At 43.4% G+C, this 18,786-nt stretch carries 18 protein-coding genes; 6 read left to right on the top strand and 12 right to left on the bottom strand.

Features of this window, described 5'->3' with window-relative positions; genetic code table 11:
- Positions 1-178: 178 nt before the first annotated feature.
- Both DY231_RS24725 and DY231_RS24720 read left to right on the top strand, forming a co-directional pair.
- Positions 179-688, top strand: coding sequence for a hypothetical protein (locus DY231_RS24725; RefSeq protein ID WP_115632137.1), 510 nt, complete (start codon positions 179-181; stop codon positions 686-688).
- 66 nt (positions 689-754) lie between these two features.
- On the top strand, positions 755-1,015 hold the full coding sequence (locus DY231_RS24720) for a hypothetical protein (protein ID WP_115632136.1): 261 nt from the start codon (positions 755-757) through the stop codon (positions 1,013-1,015).
- 78 nt (positions 1,016-1,093) lie between these two features.
- Here DY231_RS24720 and DY231_RS24715 read toward each other — a convergent pair whose 3' ends face one another.
- The 4 genes from DY231_RS24715 to DY231_RS24700 all read right to left on the bottom strand — a co-directional run bounded on the left by DY231_RS24715 (position 1,094) and on the right by DY231_RS24700 (position 5,108).
- Positions 1,094-2,335, bottom strand: coding sequence for an SEL1-like repeat protein (locus DY231_RS24715; protein WP_115632135.1), 1,242 nt, complete (start codon positions 2,333-2,335; stop codon positions 1,094-1,096).
- A gap of 516 nt (positions 2,336-2,851) precedes the next feature.
- Positions 2,852-3,382 carry a hypothetical protein gene (locus DY231_RS24710; RefSeq protein WP_115632134.1) on the bottom strand — a complete coding sequence of 177 codons (531 nt, stop codon included), beginning with the start codon at positions 3,380-3,382 and terminating at the stop codon, positions 2,852-2,854.
- A gap of 713 nt (positions 3,383-4,095) precedes the next feature.
- On the bottom strand, positions 4,096-4,299 hold the full coding sequence (locus tag DY231_RS24705; RefSeq protein ID WP_115632133.1) for a hypothetical protein: 204 nt from the start codon (positions 4,297-4,299) through the stop codon (positions 4,096-4,098).
- Positions 4,299-5,108: a DsbA family protein gene (locus DY231_RS24700; RefSeq protein WP_115632132.1), complete on the bottom strand. Its 810-nt coding sequence runs from the start codon at positions 5,106-5,108 to the stop codon at positions 4,299-4,301. Before DY231_RS24700 ends, DY231_RS24705 begins: the two co-directional genes overlap by 1 nt.
- Before the next feature lie 269 nt (positions 5,109-5,377).
- On the opposite strand from DY231_RS24700, the gene DY231_RS25495 reads away from it, so the two are divergent.
- Positions 5,378-5,821, top strand: coding sequence for a hypothetical protein (locus DY231_RS25495; protein ID WP_256682736.1), 444 nt, complete (start codon positions 5,378-5,380; stop codon positions 5,819-5,821).
- Here DY231_RS25495 and DY231_RS24690 read toward each other — a convergent pair.
- The 3 genes from DY231_RS24690 to DY231_RS24680 form a co-directional block, all read right to left on the bottom strand.
- Positions 5,818-6,237 (bottom strand): hypothetical protein, encoded by a 420-nt coding sequence (locus DY231_RS24690; RefSeq protein ID WP_115632131.1) that lies wholly within the window; start codon positions 6,235-6,237, stop codon positions 5,818-5,820. The genes DY231_RS25495 and DY231_RS24690 overlap by 4 nt on opposite strands.
- Positions 6,238-6,319: 82 nt before the next feature.
- Positions 6,320-6,679 carry a hypothetical protein gene (locus tag DY231_RS24685; protein ID WP_134187422.1) on the bottom strand — a complete coding sequence of 120 codons (360 nt, stop codon included), beginning with the start codon at positions 6,677-6,679 and terminating at the stop codon, positions 6,320-6,322.
- Between the two features lie 24 nt (positions 6,680-6,703).
- Positions 6,704-7,447, bottom strand: coding sequence for a thioredoxin fold domain-containing protein (locus tag DY231_RS24680; protein WP_115632129.1), 744 nt, complete (start codon positions 7,445-7,447; stop codon positions 6,704-6,706).
- A gap of 151 nt (positions 7,448-7,598) precedes the next feature.
- On the opposite strand from DY231_RS24680, the gene DY231_RS24675 reads away from it, so the two are divergent.
- Positions 7,599-8,144, top strand: a complete 546-nt coding sequence (locus tag DY231_RS24675) for a lytic transglycosylase domain-containing protein (RefSeq protein ID WP_115632128.1) — start codon at positions 7,599-7,601, stop codon at positions 8,142-8,144.
- 316 nt (positions 8,145-8,460) lie between these two features.
- On the opposite strand, the gene DY231_RS24670 is transcribed toward DY231_RS24675, so the two are convergent.
- From DY231_RS24670 to DY231_RS24650, 5 genes are all read right to left on the bottom strand, one after another.
- On the bottom strand, positions 8,461-12,441 hold the full coding sequence (locus tag DY231_RS24670) for a conjugal transfer protein TraG N-terminal domain-containing protein (protein ID WP_115632127.1): 3,981 nt from the start codon (positions 12,439-12,441) through the stop codon (positions 8,461-8,463).
- Positions 12,442-12,449: 8 nt separating this feature from the next.
- Positions 12,450-13,859 carry a conjugal transfer protein TraH gene (locus tag DY231_RS24665; protein ID WP_115632126.1) on the bottom strand — a complete coding sequence of 470 codons (1,410 nt, stop codon included), beginning with the start codon at positions 13,857-13,859 and terminating at the stop codon, positions 12,450-12,452.
- On the bottom strand, positions 13,849-14,895 hold the full coding sequence (gene traF, locus DY231_RS24660; protein ID WP_115632125.1) for a conjugal transfer protein TraF: 1,047 nt from the start codon (positions 14,893-14,895) through the stop codon (positions 13,849-13,851). The genes DY231_RS24665 and traF overlap by 11 nt, the downstream gene beginning before the upstream one ends.
- A 515-nt stretch (positions 14,896-15,410) precedes the next feature.
- On the bottom strand, positions 15,411-15,986 hold the full coding sequence (locus DY231_RS24655) for a hypothetical protein (RefSeq protein ID WP_256682735.1): 576 nt from the start codon (positions 15,984-15,986) through the stop codon (positions 15,411-15,413).
- Positions 15,987-15,988: 2 nt separating this feature from the next.
- Positions 15,989-16,789 (bottom strand): trhR, encoded by an 801-nt coding sequence (locus tag DY231_RS24650; protein ID WP_115632124.1) that lies wholly within the window; start codon positions 16,787-16,789, stop codon positions 15,989-15,991.
- Between the two features lie 737 nt (positions 16,790-17,526).
- Between DY231_RS24650 and mobI the strand changes: the two genes are divergently transcribed.
- Together mobI and DY231_RS24640 are read left to right on the top strand one after the other, a co-directional pair.
- Positions 17,527-18,000: a conjugative transfer protein MobI(A/C) gene (mobI, locus tag DY231_RS24645; RefSeq protein WP_115632123.1), complete on the top strand. Its 474-nt coding sequence runs from the start codon at positions 17,527-17,529 to the stop codon at positions 17,998-18,000.
- A gap of 17 nt (positions 18,001-18,017) precedes the next feature.
- Positions 18,018-18,716 carry a hypothetical protein gene (locus DY231_RS24640; protein WP_115632122.1) on the top strand — a complete coding sequence of 233 codons (699 nt, stop codon included), beginning with the start codon at positions 18,018-18,020 and terminating at the stop codon, positions 18,714-18,716.
- Positions 18,717-18,786: the final 70 nt, after the last annotated feature.

Raw genomic sequence — 18,786 nt, 5'->3', positions numbered from 1 at the left:
ACTCCGTGAGACTCACCATATCGCGGTCACGTGAATTGAGCTACAGGCGGACACTACTATTGAGCTGCTACAACCTTGGTGCGCATAATGATAGTTATGACAAATCATGACCATTCATTGACAGAGATAGTCGATTTAACGCAGAATAGGGCAACTTTTTGGTCGGAAATGATAAATAATGAGCGAACCGTTGCAGTCAAAGCTATGCCGGAAATGCGAGCGGATCTGCCCTCTCAGTGATTTTGGTCTTGACCGGAAAACCAAAGATGGCCATAAGTCACGATGTCGAAAATGCATTGCTGAAGAAAACAAATCCTACCAGGATAACAACAAGCCGGTGGTGCTGGCGGCTAAGAGACGGTACAGAATGCGTCACGCAGCTGCACTGGCCGACTATCAGCGTCAATACAGAGCACGTGCCCGGGGTTTTGACCTGGCTTCAAGAGTCAGGAAAGCAAATGAACGTATTGCGCTAAAAACTGGCGAACTGACTTCCAACCAGTTAATAGCCAATCCAGATACACTCAAAATAGAAAAGTTACTTTTGACGTTCAGGTCCGAACCAGACAGCACTAAAGGTAAACGTGCCTATCGTGAAGCAAAGTCACTGGCGATTAAGATCAAAATGAAATACGATATTTTTGCTGCACTAGCGGGAAATACACCTTATGAATACGCAATACGCTAACCTGGTAACGCGAGGTCTGGCTTGATACAATGAGTCATAATCTCGAAATTTCTAAGGTCGGAGAAAATGGGATATTTGTTGGACGTAGTTCTGATTCTTTTATTGCTGATTGCTGTTGCAGTGCTCGTATGGGGCTGGGACAATTATGTTCGTATTGTTCCTCTAACATCAGATAAATTTGGGATTTTCAAAAACGCCTCAAAATATGAAAACCCTGACTGGTTTAAGAAAATCAATGAACGAGGAGGAATGACTCGCACAGAATGGGCTAGTTTTATAGATCGCCATTACAATCCTCCTGGCCGCCCTCCTGAAAACTCCAACTGAGGCCGCGCCAGCGGTCTTTTTTACGTCTCTCCTTTAATTCCATAGAATGCGTGGTTCATGACAGGATTAAATAAACAATCACTCTGACACGTAGACGTTAACGGAAAAGGTATTAACTTCTTTCTTGAAATTGTCCGTCATAACGGAAAGGTAGGCATTATTCGATTCTTTGAATTGCTTTAAGATAATCTGCACATTGTTGGTACAAACAAACGATGTCGCCAGTTGACCTCCTTTTTCGGAGAAATCATTTAAGAAGGTACAATCAACCTTACCATCATTGGCTTTGAAAATAGCATCGTCACCCTTCCAGGTAAACGTTGCGTTAGTGCTTGCATCCATAGATTTGGCGATTAATCGTTTAACTCCTGCACTGCTCGTTTGTATCACTTTTGGGGTTCTATAAAGACCTTTTGATTTTAATTCGGCCAGGTATTTACAACCCTCGTCTAATCCTTTGTCACAAGAGTCGGTATATAATTGAGTGCCCTTATAAAGGTCTCTTTTAACACCCAGCCCGTTGATATATAAATAGGCAAGACTAGCCATTCCTTCAGGAGAATCACTTTTTACAGATTTTTCCAGATAGTATCTGGCTTTAGCGTAATCTTGCTTAACACCTTCCCCGTCAGTAAACATTACACCGACATTCGTCATAGCACCTACGTTACCGTTTTCAGCGGCATCAATGTACCATTTGGCTGCAAGAACATCATTACGCTTTACTCCAATCCCGTCATCATACATACGGCCTAAGTGATATTTAGCGATGGCATTACCATTCAACGCTGATTTTTTGTAATAATCGAAAGCCTTTGTAGTGCTTTTCTTTACTCCTTCACCACGTTCAAAACGCCAGCCAATTATTAACTGAGATTCAGGGCTTCCAGCATCAGCTGCCAATAAAAAATATTTAAGGGCTAGAGCTGGATCTGCTGGTCCAATTAAACCTTTTTCATATACATTCGCAAGGTTATTATAGGCCCCACCTTTATAATGAGGGCCGCTTTTTTTAAACAGCTCAACGGCCTTTATTAAATCCTTATCTGCTCCATATCCGTACATATACATGACACCAAGCGTATAGTTGGCATTTTGATTATTTTGTTCCGCTGCCTTTTCTAGCCACTCTTTAGCCTTTGCATAATTTTTTTCAACACCATTTCCGTTAAAGTAAGCTACGCCGAGATTACTCTGGGCTACTACGTCACCTTTGGATGCAGCTTGCTCAAGCGCGGACAGGTTTGTTGAGGCATAGGCATTACACCCTACTGATAAATGTAGTAAAATTAAAAGAGATTTTACTTTGGTTAGTTTCATATGATTTTCTTTTAGTTGTTACGCAGGGTTATTATTCATATTTTATTGTTTAACACTCTTACATAAATATTACTCGAGTTCGAAGTGAATGTCAGTGTCCAGATGGGGAGAATATTTGTTGTTCTTGATGACTGCGCATCAGCACTAGAAGAAGCCTGATTGCCGCCCGTTTGAACAGCAATGTGGATATGCAGGTGGATTTACTATTTTGGCGATTTTGTTTGGTATTGACCCGATTGTTACTGCTAACGCTCATGGGCCAACCGTGATTATTACAATTCAGACAGTGTTCTCAGCATTCTAAAAATTCAAATCACAGAAGGTCTCGCTCATCTTAAAACATGCCGATAACATAGACTCTAATACCGAATTCAAGCCAAAGGATAGCAAGCAAGATTGAGGAAGCTAAATTAGCAATCTAATTTTCAGATCAACGCTGCGCATAATAAGGCGCATTGAAAACGTAAACCCCGGAGCAATAATCACCCGAGGTTAACCTAACTTATTTTTGATTAATCACCGAAACCAGCTTTTATTTCTCTCTCTGTCTAGGTAATATATTTCATCCGTCATCTGTGTGACGTCATCAGCAATAATAATTTCTTCCGCAGAGCCTATCAGTACTGGCCTTAAGATCAGATATTCCCCTCCCGCCTGATTGTCTTTATAGATGTTAATGATAAAGTGCGCTCTGGTGCGTCCGCCAAAGGTGTTCTTCCATTTAAAAAACGTTTGAGTTTTTTTGATATAATGTATTAGGACTGGATTAATCTCGTCAACCTCCCCCTCAGTCAGCCCATTTCCATTATGCAGCTTATTAAGCAATGGCGTTAACTTTTCCACGAGATTACTAATAGGTAATTTGTGGTTCACCTTGAAATCAGAAAACGCAACCTTCTGAAGTGCCATGACAGTCAATGTATCAGTACGAAAGTCTCGAAAGTAAACCATATAAGAATCATTAAGATTAACTTTCGGATATTCCTTTAGTTGCCACCCGCAGGATTCCATCTTCGCTTTTGTTAATTTTGACTCCATACTTTCCATGCTTGCACCTTATCAATTATCTAATAAACCCTGAATTCTTACCGTTCACTCATACGGAATAAATGATGCGATGATTGAGTTAGCTTAAAATTAAACAGCACTTAACCATCTAAAACAATGCTAACACGCATGTAGAAATTCCTAATAGGCCCTACAGCAACAAAATAAAATCAATGTAATTCCAGTATCACACCGAAGTTATATGGACAGTAAATTATTGAGCGAGGCTCAGCGGACATATCTGAACACTATGTGGCAAAGAGGTATTCTCTGGTAGTTCATAGATACACCAGTATTACTATCCATAATTATTTACGCTGAAGCCGTACAGCGTCCTTTCACATTCCACCGCATAATCTCAGAGCCACTTTGGACAGTCAGGTATTTCCATCCAGTACTAGAAATATGAAGTCAGTCTTGATACCATGAGTCAAATACTAGTGGAAGGTGATATTATGCAAAATATGGGCAAATAAAATGATATCCAAAAAATCAGTCTTATTCCTACGACTAATTATCATATGTGCTTTAGCAGGATTGGGGTGGGTTGGCTCACTTATGGTAGAGATTATAAAAGGACAGATGTGAGTCCGCGTATGGGCTTGTTCACCTCCAGACCCGCTGACAATTGGAAATCAGTCCTTGTATATTAATAATAACGATTCAACTGTTGTGCAGAATGCCTCTGGTAAGAAGCATTCTGCACAGAGCTATTAATCGTGGGCCATACGCTCGACCGTTACCTGGTTCAGATCAATCGCATCGTCCCAACCCATAGCACCAAATTGAATGACACCCGCATCCAGCCCAAGAAAACGGCAAGTCACGCGCTTTGCATCGTTATAAATAATGGTGATCCACTCATTATGTTTTAATAACGCCACTTCTTCATCTGTCAGAGTTCGTTTCTGTATCATTATTGGCCTCGGGCTTTGCTGATAGCTGCTTGTAAAGTAGAGAGGTCTGTCGCACCCGGTATAAAGGTAGTCGTCAATGCAGTAGGGTTTTTCATGTTCATGATAATGAACCCTGGAGTGCCATTAATACCCAGCTTTTCGCCCAACTGCATATTGATAGAGATAATCTCTTCAAAATATTTTTTGTCATCGTCAGTCATAGAGACTTCGAAGCCAGATTTATCAATTACCATTTTCAGGTCATTTTCAGTAAATGTTTTTTGACTACGTAAAAATGTACCGGTTACCGCCATCAGATTATTATGGAATTTGTGATAGGCTTCTGCCCCGTATTTCTTAAATATGTACAACCCCGTAGCTGAAGACATACCGGAAACCGGTTTACTCCCGGCGAAGATTGGGAACTCCTTGAAGAAGAATTTCACTCCTTTACTTTGGTCGAAACTTTGTTCAACAACAGGTGTAACCTGCTGACAGTAATGGCAAAGGTAATCGAAAAACTCAATAACAGCGACATCAGCGTCAGCAGGCCCGATGCTTGGTGTTGCAGCTGTCTCAAACAAAGCAGGTGCAAATGGGATCAACGCCTGAATTGAAGCACTCACTTTATTAGTTTCGAGAGCCTCTCCCGCTTTCAGAAGATAATCGGGATGTTGTACCAGGAACTCAGCAGCCACCTTCCCTATTTCATCTTTCGTGTAGTGCTGAGGCTTAAAATAATTCGCAGATATGTAAACTGATGCCGCAGTTGCGATAATGGCTGAAGCAACAACCATTGCGATGGGTTTTAAGAGTGATGATTTTTGCATGCCTTTACCTTAGCGTTTTTTAACTTGTTAGGATTTTGTAGGTTTCCATTATACTGAGCCGGTCTCTATGGAATTCACGCTAATGGGCGATATTTGAGGGGTTTAATGAAACGCACGTTATTAATTAGCTCAGTCTTTTTTTATCTGGATGCGGTTATCACTTTTCAACTCAGGTTGATGCGTATGATCTGCTTGAGCGCCCCGTTGCCAATAAAACAGTTGCGGTAATTCCTCCTGATGATTCGATTCAATCCCGATATCTGGCGAGCATGATTAGTGATGGTTTAATTAAAGGGGGCTTCAGAGTGAATGCGCCCGATAGCATGTTTACGTTATTGTTTAATTATTCAGACCGCCGCGAGAATGTCATTATTGAGTCAGTACCAGTCACAGGTGTAATTGGGTATGTAGTTGATAACAAGTCCACCAGCAAAACAGCGAATGGTAAAACCCATACGAATTATTCCTATCAACCGGTTGAAGGGTTCATTGGAGTCAACGAGCAGCAAAAAAGTTACTTTTTCCGCAGTATGACAGTCCGGATTCAGACGAAAGGAACGCCGGGGAAAGACATTGTTAAAATTGACATGCAGAGTAATGCGCCGGTTCAATCTGACCAACAGGCATACAGTGCCATGGTCGCGGCTGTTTTGAGTAAAATCGACAGTCCGTTACGGTCGGGAAATTATGTGGCCGTGGTCCCCTGGAATTAATTACTTTTGTTAAATTCATGAAGGAGATACAAATCATTCATGACGATTGCAGTATTCTTGATGAGATAGAGCGTCTGGAATTGATTTTTCTCCGCTTCTGATAGTTGCGGGAATTGCACAACAAGTTGATAAGTGGCGCTATCGACCTCTCTTTGAGGTCTCAGGAACTGCAATCGCATAAGCAGAAAGATAAACACTGCCATCTGAATAACTAAAAACAACAGGTTTAGCATTATGCCTATATCAATGAAACAGACCGCTGTGACAGTCATCACGCACCAGATAATGAAAATGCTCAGAAGTAATTTACTTTCCTTAAGTTTAAGCTGATAGAGATAATTAATAACCGGGATTTTCAGGTATTCACGGTCAGGTACACCACACGCTTTCAGCAGAATCTCATCAGTCCAGCTCATCGAATCTCCCCTGTTGGTGTGCCTGGCTCAATGAGATACCGACAAACGTTGAGCCGCAACACACCGCAGTTTTTCCATTTATTCACACAAACCGCTCAGCACCGGTCACGGGTTGCAGCAGAATTGGGGACTGAACAATCTCCGGTTCGATAGCAATGTATTTCCTGACAGGAGCTGCTTCATCAGCACCCACTGAAGAACTACTGCCCGGGGCTTTGCGCTGACTGTCGTTATTCACTTTTAGCTTTTTAGTTTCCTGAGTCCCTAACTGGCTGAACAGCGATTGCATGGAGCCTTTCTCTGCGCTGTTTGAAGATATGAGGGTCAGTTTCGGCTTTCCGGTCAGAGATGCCGAACAGCCAGGGCCGGTACATCCGGATGCAAACACGGGATGAGAACCAACACTTAAAAGTAATGCCACAGTAAGGCAAATATTTTTCATGAAAACCTCTTTGTTGAACTGCAATTATTTAGCGGATGCTTCCATCTGTTTAACAATACTGTCCGGACTCAACCAGCCGGTAAAAACCTGGGGCTTTCCGGACAACGTCACCATAGTTGGGGTGCCCTGTAATGGGATCGTGGAGGCAATCTGGTAGTGAGACTTGATGATGTCGGAACATTTATCATCAGGCCGTCCTTCGGGCAGGTTTGAAGAGTTCATCGCATCCGTCAAAGCTTTGGCAGGATCAGCTGCACACCAGATTTTTGCCATATTATTTGCGACAACTGAATTAAGACCCGCTCGTGGGAATGCAAGGAATTTAATTGTGATACCGGCCTTCTGATAACTATCAATATCGTGGTGGAGTTTCTGACAAAAACCACACGTTATATCGGTGAATATTGCCAGTGAATATTTTTCCTGAGGTGATTTGTACTCAATGACTTTTGTCCGGTCGACAAAACTGCGGACGCCTTTTAAAACGGCTTGCTCTGTCGTATTTTCCACATCCTTACCATTCACTTTAAACAGGCTCCCCGTAAATATGTAATCACCTTCTTTATCAACATAGCTGACGCCTTGTTGCGATACGACTGTGAAGATCCCCGATACAGGTGAGGGTTCGGTATGCTCAATAGTGAGGCCAACATCCTTCAACTTTTGAAGGGCATTTTCTGACAGCACTGAAACTTCTGTCGACTTCGCAATCAAGGGCGCTAATCCACACAGTGCAAATATCAACCCAGCCAAAACTTTTTTGTTCATTCTCCCCCCTTTAATTTGAGCACTGATATTACCATGCCGCTAATCACCTCCTGTTTCGCTAAAGGCCCCAATATTTGGTTCTAAGCGAAAAGTTACAGAGTTTATGTGTGGGAGAATATATCGAGGAAATAATTAGCCCGGAGCCACGATTATGTTCATACCACCAGCTGATGATGTGAGACCAATGCCGATCCCTGTTCCAACGGAAATCAGAAACCAGTGTGTTAATGATGCGTCACGGTACTTCGGGATAGATTCAGAACTCGTATTTACGCTATTCGATAATGAAGGCGGTAAAGTCGGCTCGTTCGTCAGGAACACAAACGGTTCTTACGATATCGGCCCGATGCAAATTAACTCTTCAAATCTGCCCGAAATAAAAAGTAATTTCCCCACGGTTACCTGGAAAGTGCTGGCGTATGATGCTTGTGCAAGTTTCTGGGTGGGCACCTGGTGGTTGTGGAGAAAAATAGTCGACCGGCAAGGCAATGTTTTCGAAGGTATTGGCGATTACAACAGTAAGACCCCCAAAGTCAGAGCGCGGTACATTTTCAAATTTATGGAAAGGTACAACCGTCGAATCCAGCAAAGAAATGGAATGCATGAGCTTTACCAGTGGACGCAACACCCCGCTCCTCAGTACAACGGGCATATCGCCAACAACATGGCGATACCATCTGAAGTGGATGCTAAATAAGATTCAGTAAGTATTTTTCTTTTCGGCAATCCGACCCGGAAATCACTCTGATCGTCTTGAGTGCTGGATCAGAAGATTCAGCACTCAAGAACACCTGCCCTGCCCCTTGTGTAATGTCGCCGTGAATCAGTAATCGCCCCCGGTGTTTGACCATTCGATATACAGCAATACGCATGGGTCTCGTCGTCAGTACGTTACCCGGCTGGTGCAGTCCGTAGAATTCGTCTCCCGAGCGACAGCTGGATGAGAAAAGTAACTTTTTTTTTAAAAAAAAGGCTGTAGCACGTGCCACAGCCTTTAGTTTCTGTCTTAACTTTTACTTTGAAGAGCGGTTTTCGTTGACCCAGTTATTATACCGGTCCGAACGCTCACCGTAGCTCAGGCTTGAATCATTCAAATTTGACTGAGCAAAATTCCTGAATTCTTCTGCTTTTTCAGGCCCAAACTCCTTAGAATCACTCATTTGTTGATAAATTGCCTGGTTGATAGTGGAAAGCTGCAATTCATGCCGATCCAGTGCTCCACTTGCCAGAGCCGGATTTCCTTCATTGGTTTGTACTGCATCATTCACTATCATCATTGCCGACACTTTTCCACCAAGGTCATTAGGAATAGCTCCGGCCTGAAGGTTCTCGGTTATGGTGGATTGTGGTGTATTGATCATCCCCCAACCTTCAAATGCACGTAAACTACCTCCTAACCCCGCATCATTCATTGTGTTTGCAACGAATTGCTTACCCGTCATTAGCGCAGCCCCAGCAGTATTGACAACCCCTCCCGAGTTTTGCGTGTTCCTGATGAGTGTATCTGCGGCATTCCTGTCGATATCAGTTGCAACCGGGGCTGAACCAGGCAGAACCGTTTTGGCTTGAGAAGACACAGATGGGGTGCCGAGATTGGCATTAACCACATCGTCCAGGCTCGTGGCTCCCTTGTTATACCCCGAAGCTTGACGTGACATATTTTGAATCTGATCCATGCTCCAGTTGACGCCTTCATCTTTAAGCGCGTTCCGATAAACTTCAGCGTTATGCCTGGACTCATTACGTTCTGAACCATCCTGATTATTTGCCAGGTGTAAGTTGGCCGCAGCCCGAACCCCCAATTCAGTTCGTTTTTGCTCAGGAGTCATGTCAGAATTTTGAATACGATTAACTTCCTTGTCTGCATCACCAAACAAATCGTTGCCAACTTTCAGAGCGGCCATTGTTTCTCTGACAGGCCCGGTGACTATTTGTGGAGGGGTAGCGCCAAATGCAGCATTACCTGCTTCCGTGAATACTGCTTGTTTACCACTAAGATTCTGGTTTTCAGCAGCAAGCTTGTCTACTTTCGCCGTAGTCATCGGTACGCCCTTTTCGTCGGCCTGGCTTAATGCTGCCCTTTCAGACGGTGACATTACCGCCTTCTGATTTTCACTATGAACCCCAGTAACGGCGGCGGACCCAGATTCACGTGTCAGTCCTGCCGCACTCACCCCATTCACGGTTCCTTGAGGAGTCTGTGATGCTTCAGCTCGTTGTCCAGCCATCCCATTTTCAACATTTCCAGATATTGCCTGACCACCGGACTGGACTTGCCCCTGAGTAGGTACATTGGAAGTATTGACTGGTGATTGTTGTCCTTGCGTATTCGCAATAAAGTTAGCAGGGGTTGCATCTCCGGCCATTGCAGCCATCTGACGAATTGCCGGGCTTAACATCTGCTCGTTTGCCCCAAAATCCGTTACAAGATTTTGCAGTAAAGCCTGTGACTGACGGAAATCCTGTTGACTTTGTGCCGGGGTTTCCCCGCTAGTTGCATCAAACTTCATCAGGTCATTACCAAAATCACGCATGGTTGATACCAGTGCATCACGGCGGTTCTGATCATCCCCCATCGTGTTACTCTTACTAAAGGTATCGAAATGCGAATTAAATTTATCCATAAAGGCATTGGCATCCAGTCCACTCTTACTTGCGTAATCGCGCACTGCATCATCGGTAAATTTACTCTGCTTCAGTGAGTCTGAAACGTTATCGAGATTAACTGTCTGTTTGTAATCCATTCCGCTGGAACTGGACATTTTCCCTTCAGTGGAAACCGCAGCCGTCGCGCTGTTAATCAGACTTTGTCCAGACTGCATTACCGAGCCAAAGGCTTCTTTCATCGAGTTGCTCTCCAGGTAACCTGAAGATTTGAGGCTGGACATCCCTTTAGTGATCCCCTCATCAAGCCCGCTGTTGTTAGACAGTGTATTGGTAAATGCGTCCTTGAGAGATTGCCCCAGTTTTTGCTGATTTGTATCTGATGACTGGAGCAAGCTATTAATCGTCCCCTTGCCGGAGACCAAAGAGCCAAGCATAGATTTCATCCCATCCGTACCCGCAGAGAGCGCTCCCTGGAGCGCTATTTGCGATACCATTCCTTTAACTTGCTCCTGACCGAGAGAAGTGTCTTTGCTAACAGCGTTTGCGACCTGAGATGACAGCTTTTCCACCATACTCATGGTGTTTGCCATAGTCTGTGAACTTTGGCTGTTTGTGCTACCAGAGGCCATTTGCTCACGCAAATTACTCATTGACTGGTTGAACGACTGGGTATCAGATTTCAACTGTGAATGCGATTGAGTGGCACTCATCCCCTGCGCCTGTTGCGAAGCCTCGCCGGTAGCCCAGGTGCCAACACGCGGTGCGGTATAACTACTGAATCCACCGCTGGTTCCCATGCCTCTGCCCGTTGAAACATCGGCCACTTGCTGCACATCCCCGAATGACGATTTACCGGCATCTGGGGAAGACCAGACCTGTGGTGTCAGATGCCCGTTATTGACAGGTGCATCAGGAGTAACCCCTTTAGTGGCATTCATCATCGGATGAATACTTTGCGTCATCAGGAAAAGTGTCAGTACCGGTATGAGAGCGTATAGACCTGACGCAACGGAAAGATAGGAGCTGTAGGTTTCATACAATCCAGGTTGTCCCATCCAGGTGACAACACTGTTCTGACTGTTTAAAGTTGACCATGTATCAAGGTCAGCAGTAAGTACCTTTTTGATATACGCGTTTACCAGAACGGCGGTGATCGGCCACATGTTCACGAAAATAATAAGTTGCAGATATTTAGCGGCCGCACCGACCCCGTTGCCCCCGAGTGCTATCAACATCAGCAATGCGAAGGGAGCCACCATGTATGAGAACATCTCCAGGAAGGAAATCGCGGCACCGGACAACTGTAACCAGAGTTGCCCCTGTGAAACCATACTGTTGGTACGCTTAACCTGAGCCTCGAAAAGTTGCATACCTGCCGCGCTGCCCAAACCACTTTTGTATAGTTGCTCACCGACACTGAGGCTGTTAAGAACAAAGTTCCCCATCATTACGTCATGTGAACCAATGGCTTGACTGTAAATGCCGTTTGCAGCTTTCATGGCTGCGGTAAAATCTAAGCCACTGTTAGCCCCGGTGACATCATCCGGGGTCATGATCCCATTTACCTGGGCAATAGTTTGCATCAGGCTCACGGTTTCCGGTCGGTCCTTGATGCTTAAAACGTCAGACCAAACGTCAGCGCAAGGCTTAGTTTTGGACCCGTTCGTACCGACAAGGCGGGCGCTGGCATTTTTGTTGCCGGTACTAATAGCCGAAGAAATAGCGGCGAGACTTTCTGCAAGATCGCTGCTGTAGATATCGTTAAAGATGTTTTCTTTACCGACAATAGTCGCCGTCGAGTTCTGGGATGACTTCAGACAGTCCATTGCAATGGATTGAATAGTCTTACACAGATTGAGTGTCCCAATAGAGGCATCCGGAGAAGGAAACTGGCTGCAATAGCCCTGTGAGTCGCCCCCCCACTGCATGAATTTAACAAACTTAACCATCGGGCCAAGGGTAATGTCATCATTAAGTGATGATGCATTCATATCGATGGGGGATAACGGGTCGAAGGCTATTTTGTAATCACGCAGTAATCCCTGCGACAGATTAGTCGTCAGCGTTGCTGATGCGGCGATGAAGATAGGCACCCCATCAACAGCACGGACCTCTCCTGTTTTCACAGATTCAATGGTCACATCAACCCGGGTTATAGCTATAGAAAATAACACCAGGCCAAGAAGCCAGCTGAAGATCGGCACTTCATTCTTGAGCGGATTGAGAACCCAAAGCCAGGATTTGTAAAACAGGTTCACCGCAGCCAGAACTGCGGCCGTTGTCATGAACTCTCGCACACCTGTATGCTGGGAAAAGATAAGAGCAATGCCGTTAAAGGCCGACCATACAAAATCGATATCGCCAAGAGTATAAATGTTATAGTCCATCGTTCACCTCACCCTCTGCGACCACTGTCGAGCCACAACATAGATTTTAAGAGCTTGTCATCCCACGAATCGACAACCCTTTTAGAATCTACTGTCTGAGCTCGGGACACTTCATAAGCTGCTTTTATCTGCTCATCAAGCTTATCTGCATAGCGGCGAATATCATCCTGATGAGAACTCAAAGCATCGCTGGGGAGCTTCATAGTCGTCATCTTTGCCGATACCTGCCGAAGCATATTGATAACGAGCATTGTGGCTGAATAAGTACTGATGTCCTGTATGTAGCTGTAACCCTCAGCCATAGAGAACGTCTGGAATGACGGAACTATGTTCGAAAGTCCGATATACCCAAGCATTCTGTAATCTTCTTCTGAGAGTGTCTGGTTACTGTGAACTTTTGTCTGGATATTAAGCAGAAGCTTTTCAATCTCTTGCTTAAGCCCAATAAAGTTGCCATCAGTCACCTCTTTCATCGTCAGACATTGGGCTTTTCTTGCGCTTGATGGATCAGGTGCCGGGGCACACTTCAACATCTTGATATTCCCGGGAGTCGCCGGTCCGAAAATGTAATCAGTAACCGTCATCGTGGAGGGCCTTACTTCAAACCCTGCCTTTTCACCTTTACTATCCCAGTTAATAATCAACGTACCGACCAGTGACATTAACTGCTCAGCGAGCCGATAGCCTGATAGTTCAGTGACCCCTCCGATATCCATGGTGCCTTTATCAATTTCCATGAATCCCATATAGAAAATGTTTCCACTAAACTTTTCAGCAAATTCTTCGGGATCTTTCGTTTTCGCCTGGGCAGTAATTTTTTCGGGAGCACTGGTCATAGAAGAACCGAAATCAGGAATCAGGCCGTTTATCGTGTTGAGCACAGCCCCCGGACCGGTACTGATACTGTTTGCAAATGTCTGTGGTGTACCCTGGTTTTCAGCAAGAAATGAGTAGGTCGCGTTACAACTGTCTTTGGCGAATTTATTGAGTGCCTGAAGTTTATTCTGTATGTCGTTAATGGTGGCCGCACAGTCAGCACAAATGGCTGACACAGCTACGTTGAAAGCATAAATTGCGGCACCCTGGGCAATCCCCCTGGCAACTTGTACTAGCTGGTCTCCATTAATCATGCTGAAGGAGCCAAGAAAAACATCAACCCCATTACATCCCACTGCGGCTTTAGGGAAGGACATAGAAACCAGATTGGTGTTTACATTTGCCTGTCGGTAAGAAAATGAACCGCCAACAACACCTACACGGGTCGCTGATTCAAAGCTACGCGGATCAGTTTTTGCCATCATTCCGTTAAAAATATTACGCATGGAGTTGTCTGCGAAGACGTTGCTGCTCACGGTAAGAGCAAAACCAACAAACGTGAAAAGTAACTTTTGTTTCCAGACTCTGCGTTTACTGACCATAATTGCCTCCCTGCACACCGAACCCGGCATTCATGTAATGAACAGGATCTGCTGTGGGCATGTCATACCCTTCCAGCTTTTTATCCATGATGCGCTGTAGAAGATAAGGATCAGCATCCAGTTCGGCTTTAGGTACAGAAATAACTCCATCATCACCAATCGTATACTGGCGTTTAATATCAAGTGTTGACTGGAAATCTGCATCATTAATAAGGTTCATACCCTTAGCGGCAAGGATAATGGTGTTCTTTAACTCCTCAGCCGAAATCATCCCTTCGCTAATTCTTTGTGCCGACTGCCCATCTTTTGAAACAAGATAAAGGGTTGGAACTTCACGTATTTTGAACTGGTCAATAATCTGAGCGTTGGGAACAGTGAAGTTTTGGAATAGTCCGTTATGGAGACCCATGCCATCCATTGAAACAGGAAGAATATCGGCGGAATAATAATTTTGCATGAAGGTCAGTATCTGGCTCTCTTCATGACAAAATTGACAGGTACTTTGAAAGAAGAAGAACAAACCAGATTTTGAAAAAATATCTTTCATCACTGTTTGCTGATTGTTATCGACTATAGCCCTGTGCGCATCAAGTGCAGCTTTTTCAACTGGCTGACGCCTCTTCTCAGACATCATTGGATTTTTAAGAAAATAGTCTTTTGACTTATCTGAGAAACGAGTACTGATATCCAGCATTAATCTCTGGGCGGTATAATATCGGGACAAATTCTCCGGAGTAGGATTATCCATCGCCTGCGTCAGTAATTTTGGCATGCTTGCTTTAAGCCATGCAGAATTAAGATCAACGTTTTCCGGTTGAACATCCTGAGCAGCTGGTGGGGCTGACTTTAATTCTTCCTGTTCTTCTATTGGCTTTTTAGAAGTATCGTCGTACCAGAAAAAACCCTTCTTAAAAGACTGCCCCGATACAAATGGTGTGCCTTCAATTTTTGACTCATCAACAGCTGCAAGTGCATTTGTTGTAAGCAAGGCTAGTAATACGAAAGTCTTTGTTGGTATGCGTCTTGTTAAGTTCATACACCACACTCCTGTTAACAGTAGGCATATGATGGCATAGGGGAAGCAATGAAATTTTCGTATAGGGTGTGCTTTTTAGGTGCGTAGCTCACCCTATTCACACCACTTATTGAGGGGCGAAGTTATCTGTTAACCACAGTCAAAATGTGAATTCGTTAGAATTTTTGAATCCAGAAATGTCTATACAACCAGCCGCACCATTCTACATTGGTATTGTTTTAAACATTACAGACAATAAACAGTGAAAAGCGGCAGATTAAATACAATGATTGTCAAAGTAAGTAGCATTAAAATTTTTGTTAATCGACAAACTTATGTTTGGGAAAGGACAGGGAATTAGACACGCAGAATTTAAGGAGAATAATATGAGGATTAAAGACTTATACAGAGACGAACCAGTAAATTAATTTACCTTAGATATTACAAGGTTAAGATAATACATTAACATTAACCCACCCGGGTTGTGAAAATTCAATCTTCCATAAATTCAAAGTTCGTCCCTAACTCAAATATCATTACTCAACTCCCTCTTCGTCATTATCTACCACGGTAAGTTTTACTGCCGCAGTTGGCTCTTCATAATTGATGGTTTCTTTAGAATAGCGCGTTATCGCAGAATTCATGGTCAAAGAACGGCATCGCGGACAATGCGTATCATTGGTGACTGGAACAATATAGGGGCGCTTACAAGAGGCGCATGTATCGAGCTCTTCCATCTCTTTTAAGGAAATCATTACCTCAACGAGTTTATTGAGTTCAGGAACACAGTTTCCATACCCCAAATTGACCAGAACAAGGATGACTTTATTAAAATTTATGTTCCGAAGACTCACCTCAGGATTAAGAGGATTGAACCCAAAGTAGTTCACTGATATATCCAGAGCTGCGTTAGTAACAGCTCTGTTCTCAGACTTCCTGATCCATGAACGGTATCCTTTCTTGATTTTAACCAAAGAGTCATCTCTGTATTCGAGATCCTCTGCAATTATTCCACCATGCAAAATGCGGATGGTATTTTTGGTTGCACCCAGCGAACGAGTTTTGGCGGCATAAAACAATCTGGTTGCTTTATCAGAAGTATACTTTGCCATTGTTAATCCCTCATACTTTGTGAATCGCACAACAAAGTAAAAATATCCTGTCTGTTATTAGCAAATCGCGTGTCATACCGAAGTAGTTCCATCAGATCTGCATTCAGATATCCAAGTTTAACATCAGCCAACACTTCATATGCCCATGCTGAAGCTTTAACGGGTGTTGCCAGGGACTCCTCTGACGGTTCCGATTTGAAATGAATTACACGAGGGAATAATACACAATCCTGAAGTAAACTAAGTGACGAAACGCCAATATCTTGAAAGTCGCTGACAGTTCCAGACTTTAATCCGAAGTAAATACTGATGAACTCAGGAAACAGCCTTGCCGCAAAGTTAACATTCATCAAATAATCATTTTGCGCATTCATTATGAATGTACGGTACTTCTTCACCTGGTTTGGGTCGAATGAACCCATCTCGCCATTAAGAAAAGTAACTTTCTCGCCTTTATAATATATCGATTCATCAGTTGAATCGGGATCATAATCAGGCAAGGAATTTGAATTTTCATTCACAAGAGCCCCAATAAACTGAGCCCATGTAATCTCTCGCCCCTTAATGCGGGGTACTAATAAACTGCCAGGCCGGTTGCTGACACTAAAGGCAGCATCAATTGCCTGTGTGAAATTATCGTGTTGCAAACGATTAAGTAAAAGATTACTTCCCGCCTGGTAAATTGAGGAGCCGTGAAGCGGGAGCGCTTTTATAAACTCTCTGTAGCATCGAATAACATTAATTTCAGAGCGGAAAATTTGAATCAATGCATTCTTCACATACTGATCTGATTCATTGAACACTTAACATCCCTCATATTACTTTTTTGAATCGGGCACAAGGAACTCAGATCCGAAGGAGTTCTAAAGCCGAAAAGTAACTTTTTTTGTATTAGTTTGAGTGTAGAAAGCCTAAACGCTGTGTAATTTCCTGAGAACTAATCATGTAACACTTTCATCGAAAAAGTGGGATGCACTTTTACAATACACTGTAAATCATGTAGCACTTTTTTTCTAGAAGCAAACAAAATTTACATTTGCTTAATGATTGAAATTTGCCTGCATGTCACATTTTTCCTTAAAAGTGCCACAAGCTAATACGGCACCCTGTGGCACTTTTCAATTAAAAGTGCCACAGGCAGTGTTAACTGATCAAATTTGAAGCAATTTACCATGTGGCACTTAATCTATAAAAGTGCCACATGGTATGAGTGTCCTTGTGGCACTTTTATAACAAAAATGCCACATGTAATTGGCTGGCTTGTGGCACTTTCGCGAGAAAAGTGTGACAGGTATATATCTCATTAATCTGTTTTCGGCACCTTTGGAAAAAAAGTTACTTTTTTTTCATGGCGACTCTCTAAAGTTCAACGCACCGCCATCCCAGTAACGCACCAGAGTGCCAAACGACGCCCTCGCCGCCTATGAGACGTGCAGAACATTTGTAACGGCCCAGGGTATTCGCAAATTTCCCCCCTCTATCCAAATCTGACCTGAGAGTTGGTCGTGTACAGTTACGTTCATTGGAGGGAGGGAGAGATATGAATCTGAAAACATCAATAGACGTGTTGACTGAATTACAGCAATCACAGACAGATGCGATCAAAGTCTATGTTGATCAGGCCAATGAGATCTGCACCAAATATTGGTCAGACTGGACGGTCCGTAACAAAAAGGAAATACGGTCATCTCATGGAGAAACCCAGAAATGGAAAGTACTTGGGAGTTATGCACCAAAGATAGCGATTATAGGGAGCGGTAATAAACACACTGTCGAATGGAATAATTACAGCCCAACAGCGAAGAATCGCCCAACTCTTCATATGTCAGCAAGGGTAAAGCCACTGAAAAACGGTGATTATGGAGTTTCTTGTTTTCCAAAGCATGCGGAATGGGAATGGGAAATGATTTCTGAAGCTGAAGAAAAACTTAAACCTCTCAGAGAAACGATGGAATTACTACATAAGCAATCCATTGAAGTAGGCCGCTTAATCCGTAAAACTCATAAAGCATAAATCTAAAAGGAATGTATATGACTGACCAATCACAGTTGGAACGTACCAAAAATCCTGTTCAAGTAAAAAAACCGGCTACAACAAAAAGAGTTCCACGCGATGTAAGTAATGCACCGGGAATGGTCACTCTATTATTAACTCCAACCACCCCTGAATTTAACTATTACCTGCGCAAGAAAGAAAACCAGGTCATTAAAGATCTCGAAAATGTCAGTCGTGCAATTACTACCCTATCCCACACCGTAAGACCAAACCGGACTCCTGAGCTCAGCAAGATGATCGATGATTGGTTTGAATCGCTGCATCAGGAAAACAATGTTCTTAGAATTGAACTGCTCAAGTATATTGAAGAGTTGGTTGAAGACCCTAATGACCCGTTTTTCAAATCCGTACGGTTCACCCCGTTTTCATTTGATTCATTCACATTGAATTGCAATCACCTCAACACGATGAAGTTTATTCGTTATATCTTTGATATGAACACCGCTGTTGGCGAACTCTACAGAAAAAACCTTTACGGTTTGGTGAGTCACTCTCAATACCAGATGATGACTAATAATATTTTAACAAGCATCACTATCACCATAGATCGTATTAATAAGACGCTTCGAGTTAAAAATCGAGTTGAAGGTAAGTACTCACCGGACGAGTTTATTGAGAAGCTACAAAAGTATAAAAGCGTCCAGCAGTACATCGAAAACGAAATTAATCAGTAAGGATAAATTAACATGGGCTTCAGAGGTTTTTTGAACTGGACCATTGGGCTTGTCCGTAACAACAAGTCTT

This window comes from Buttiauxella agrestis (assembly GCF_900446255.1).
GTDB lineage: Bacteria > Pseudomonadota > Gammaproteobacteria > Enterobacterales > Enterobacteriaceae > Buttiauxella > Buttiauxella agrestis.
The sequence above is the reverse complement of the archived record's forward strand: the minus strand, read 5'-3'. Positions and strand labels throughout refer to the sequence as shown.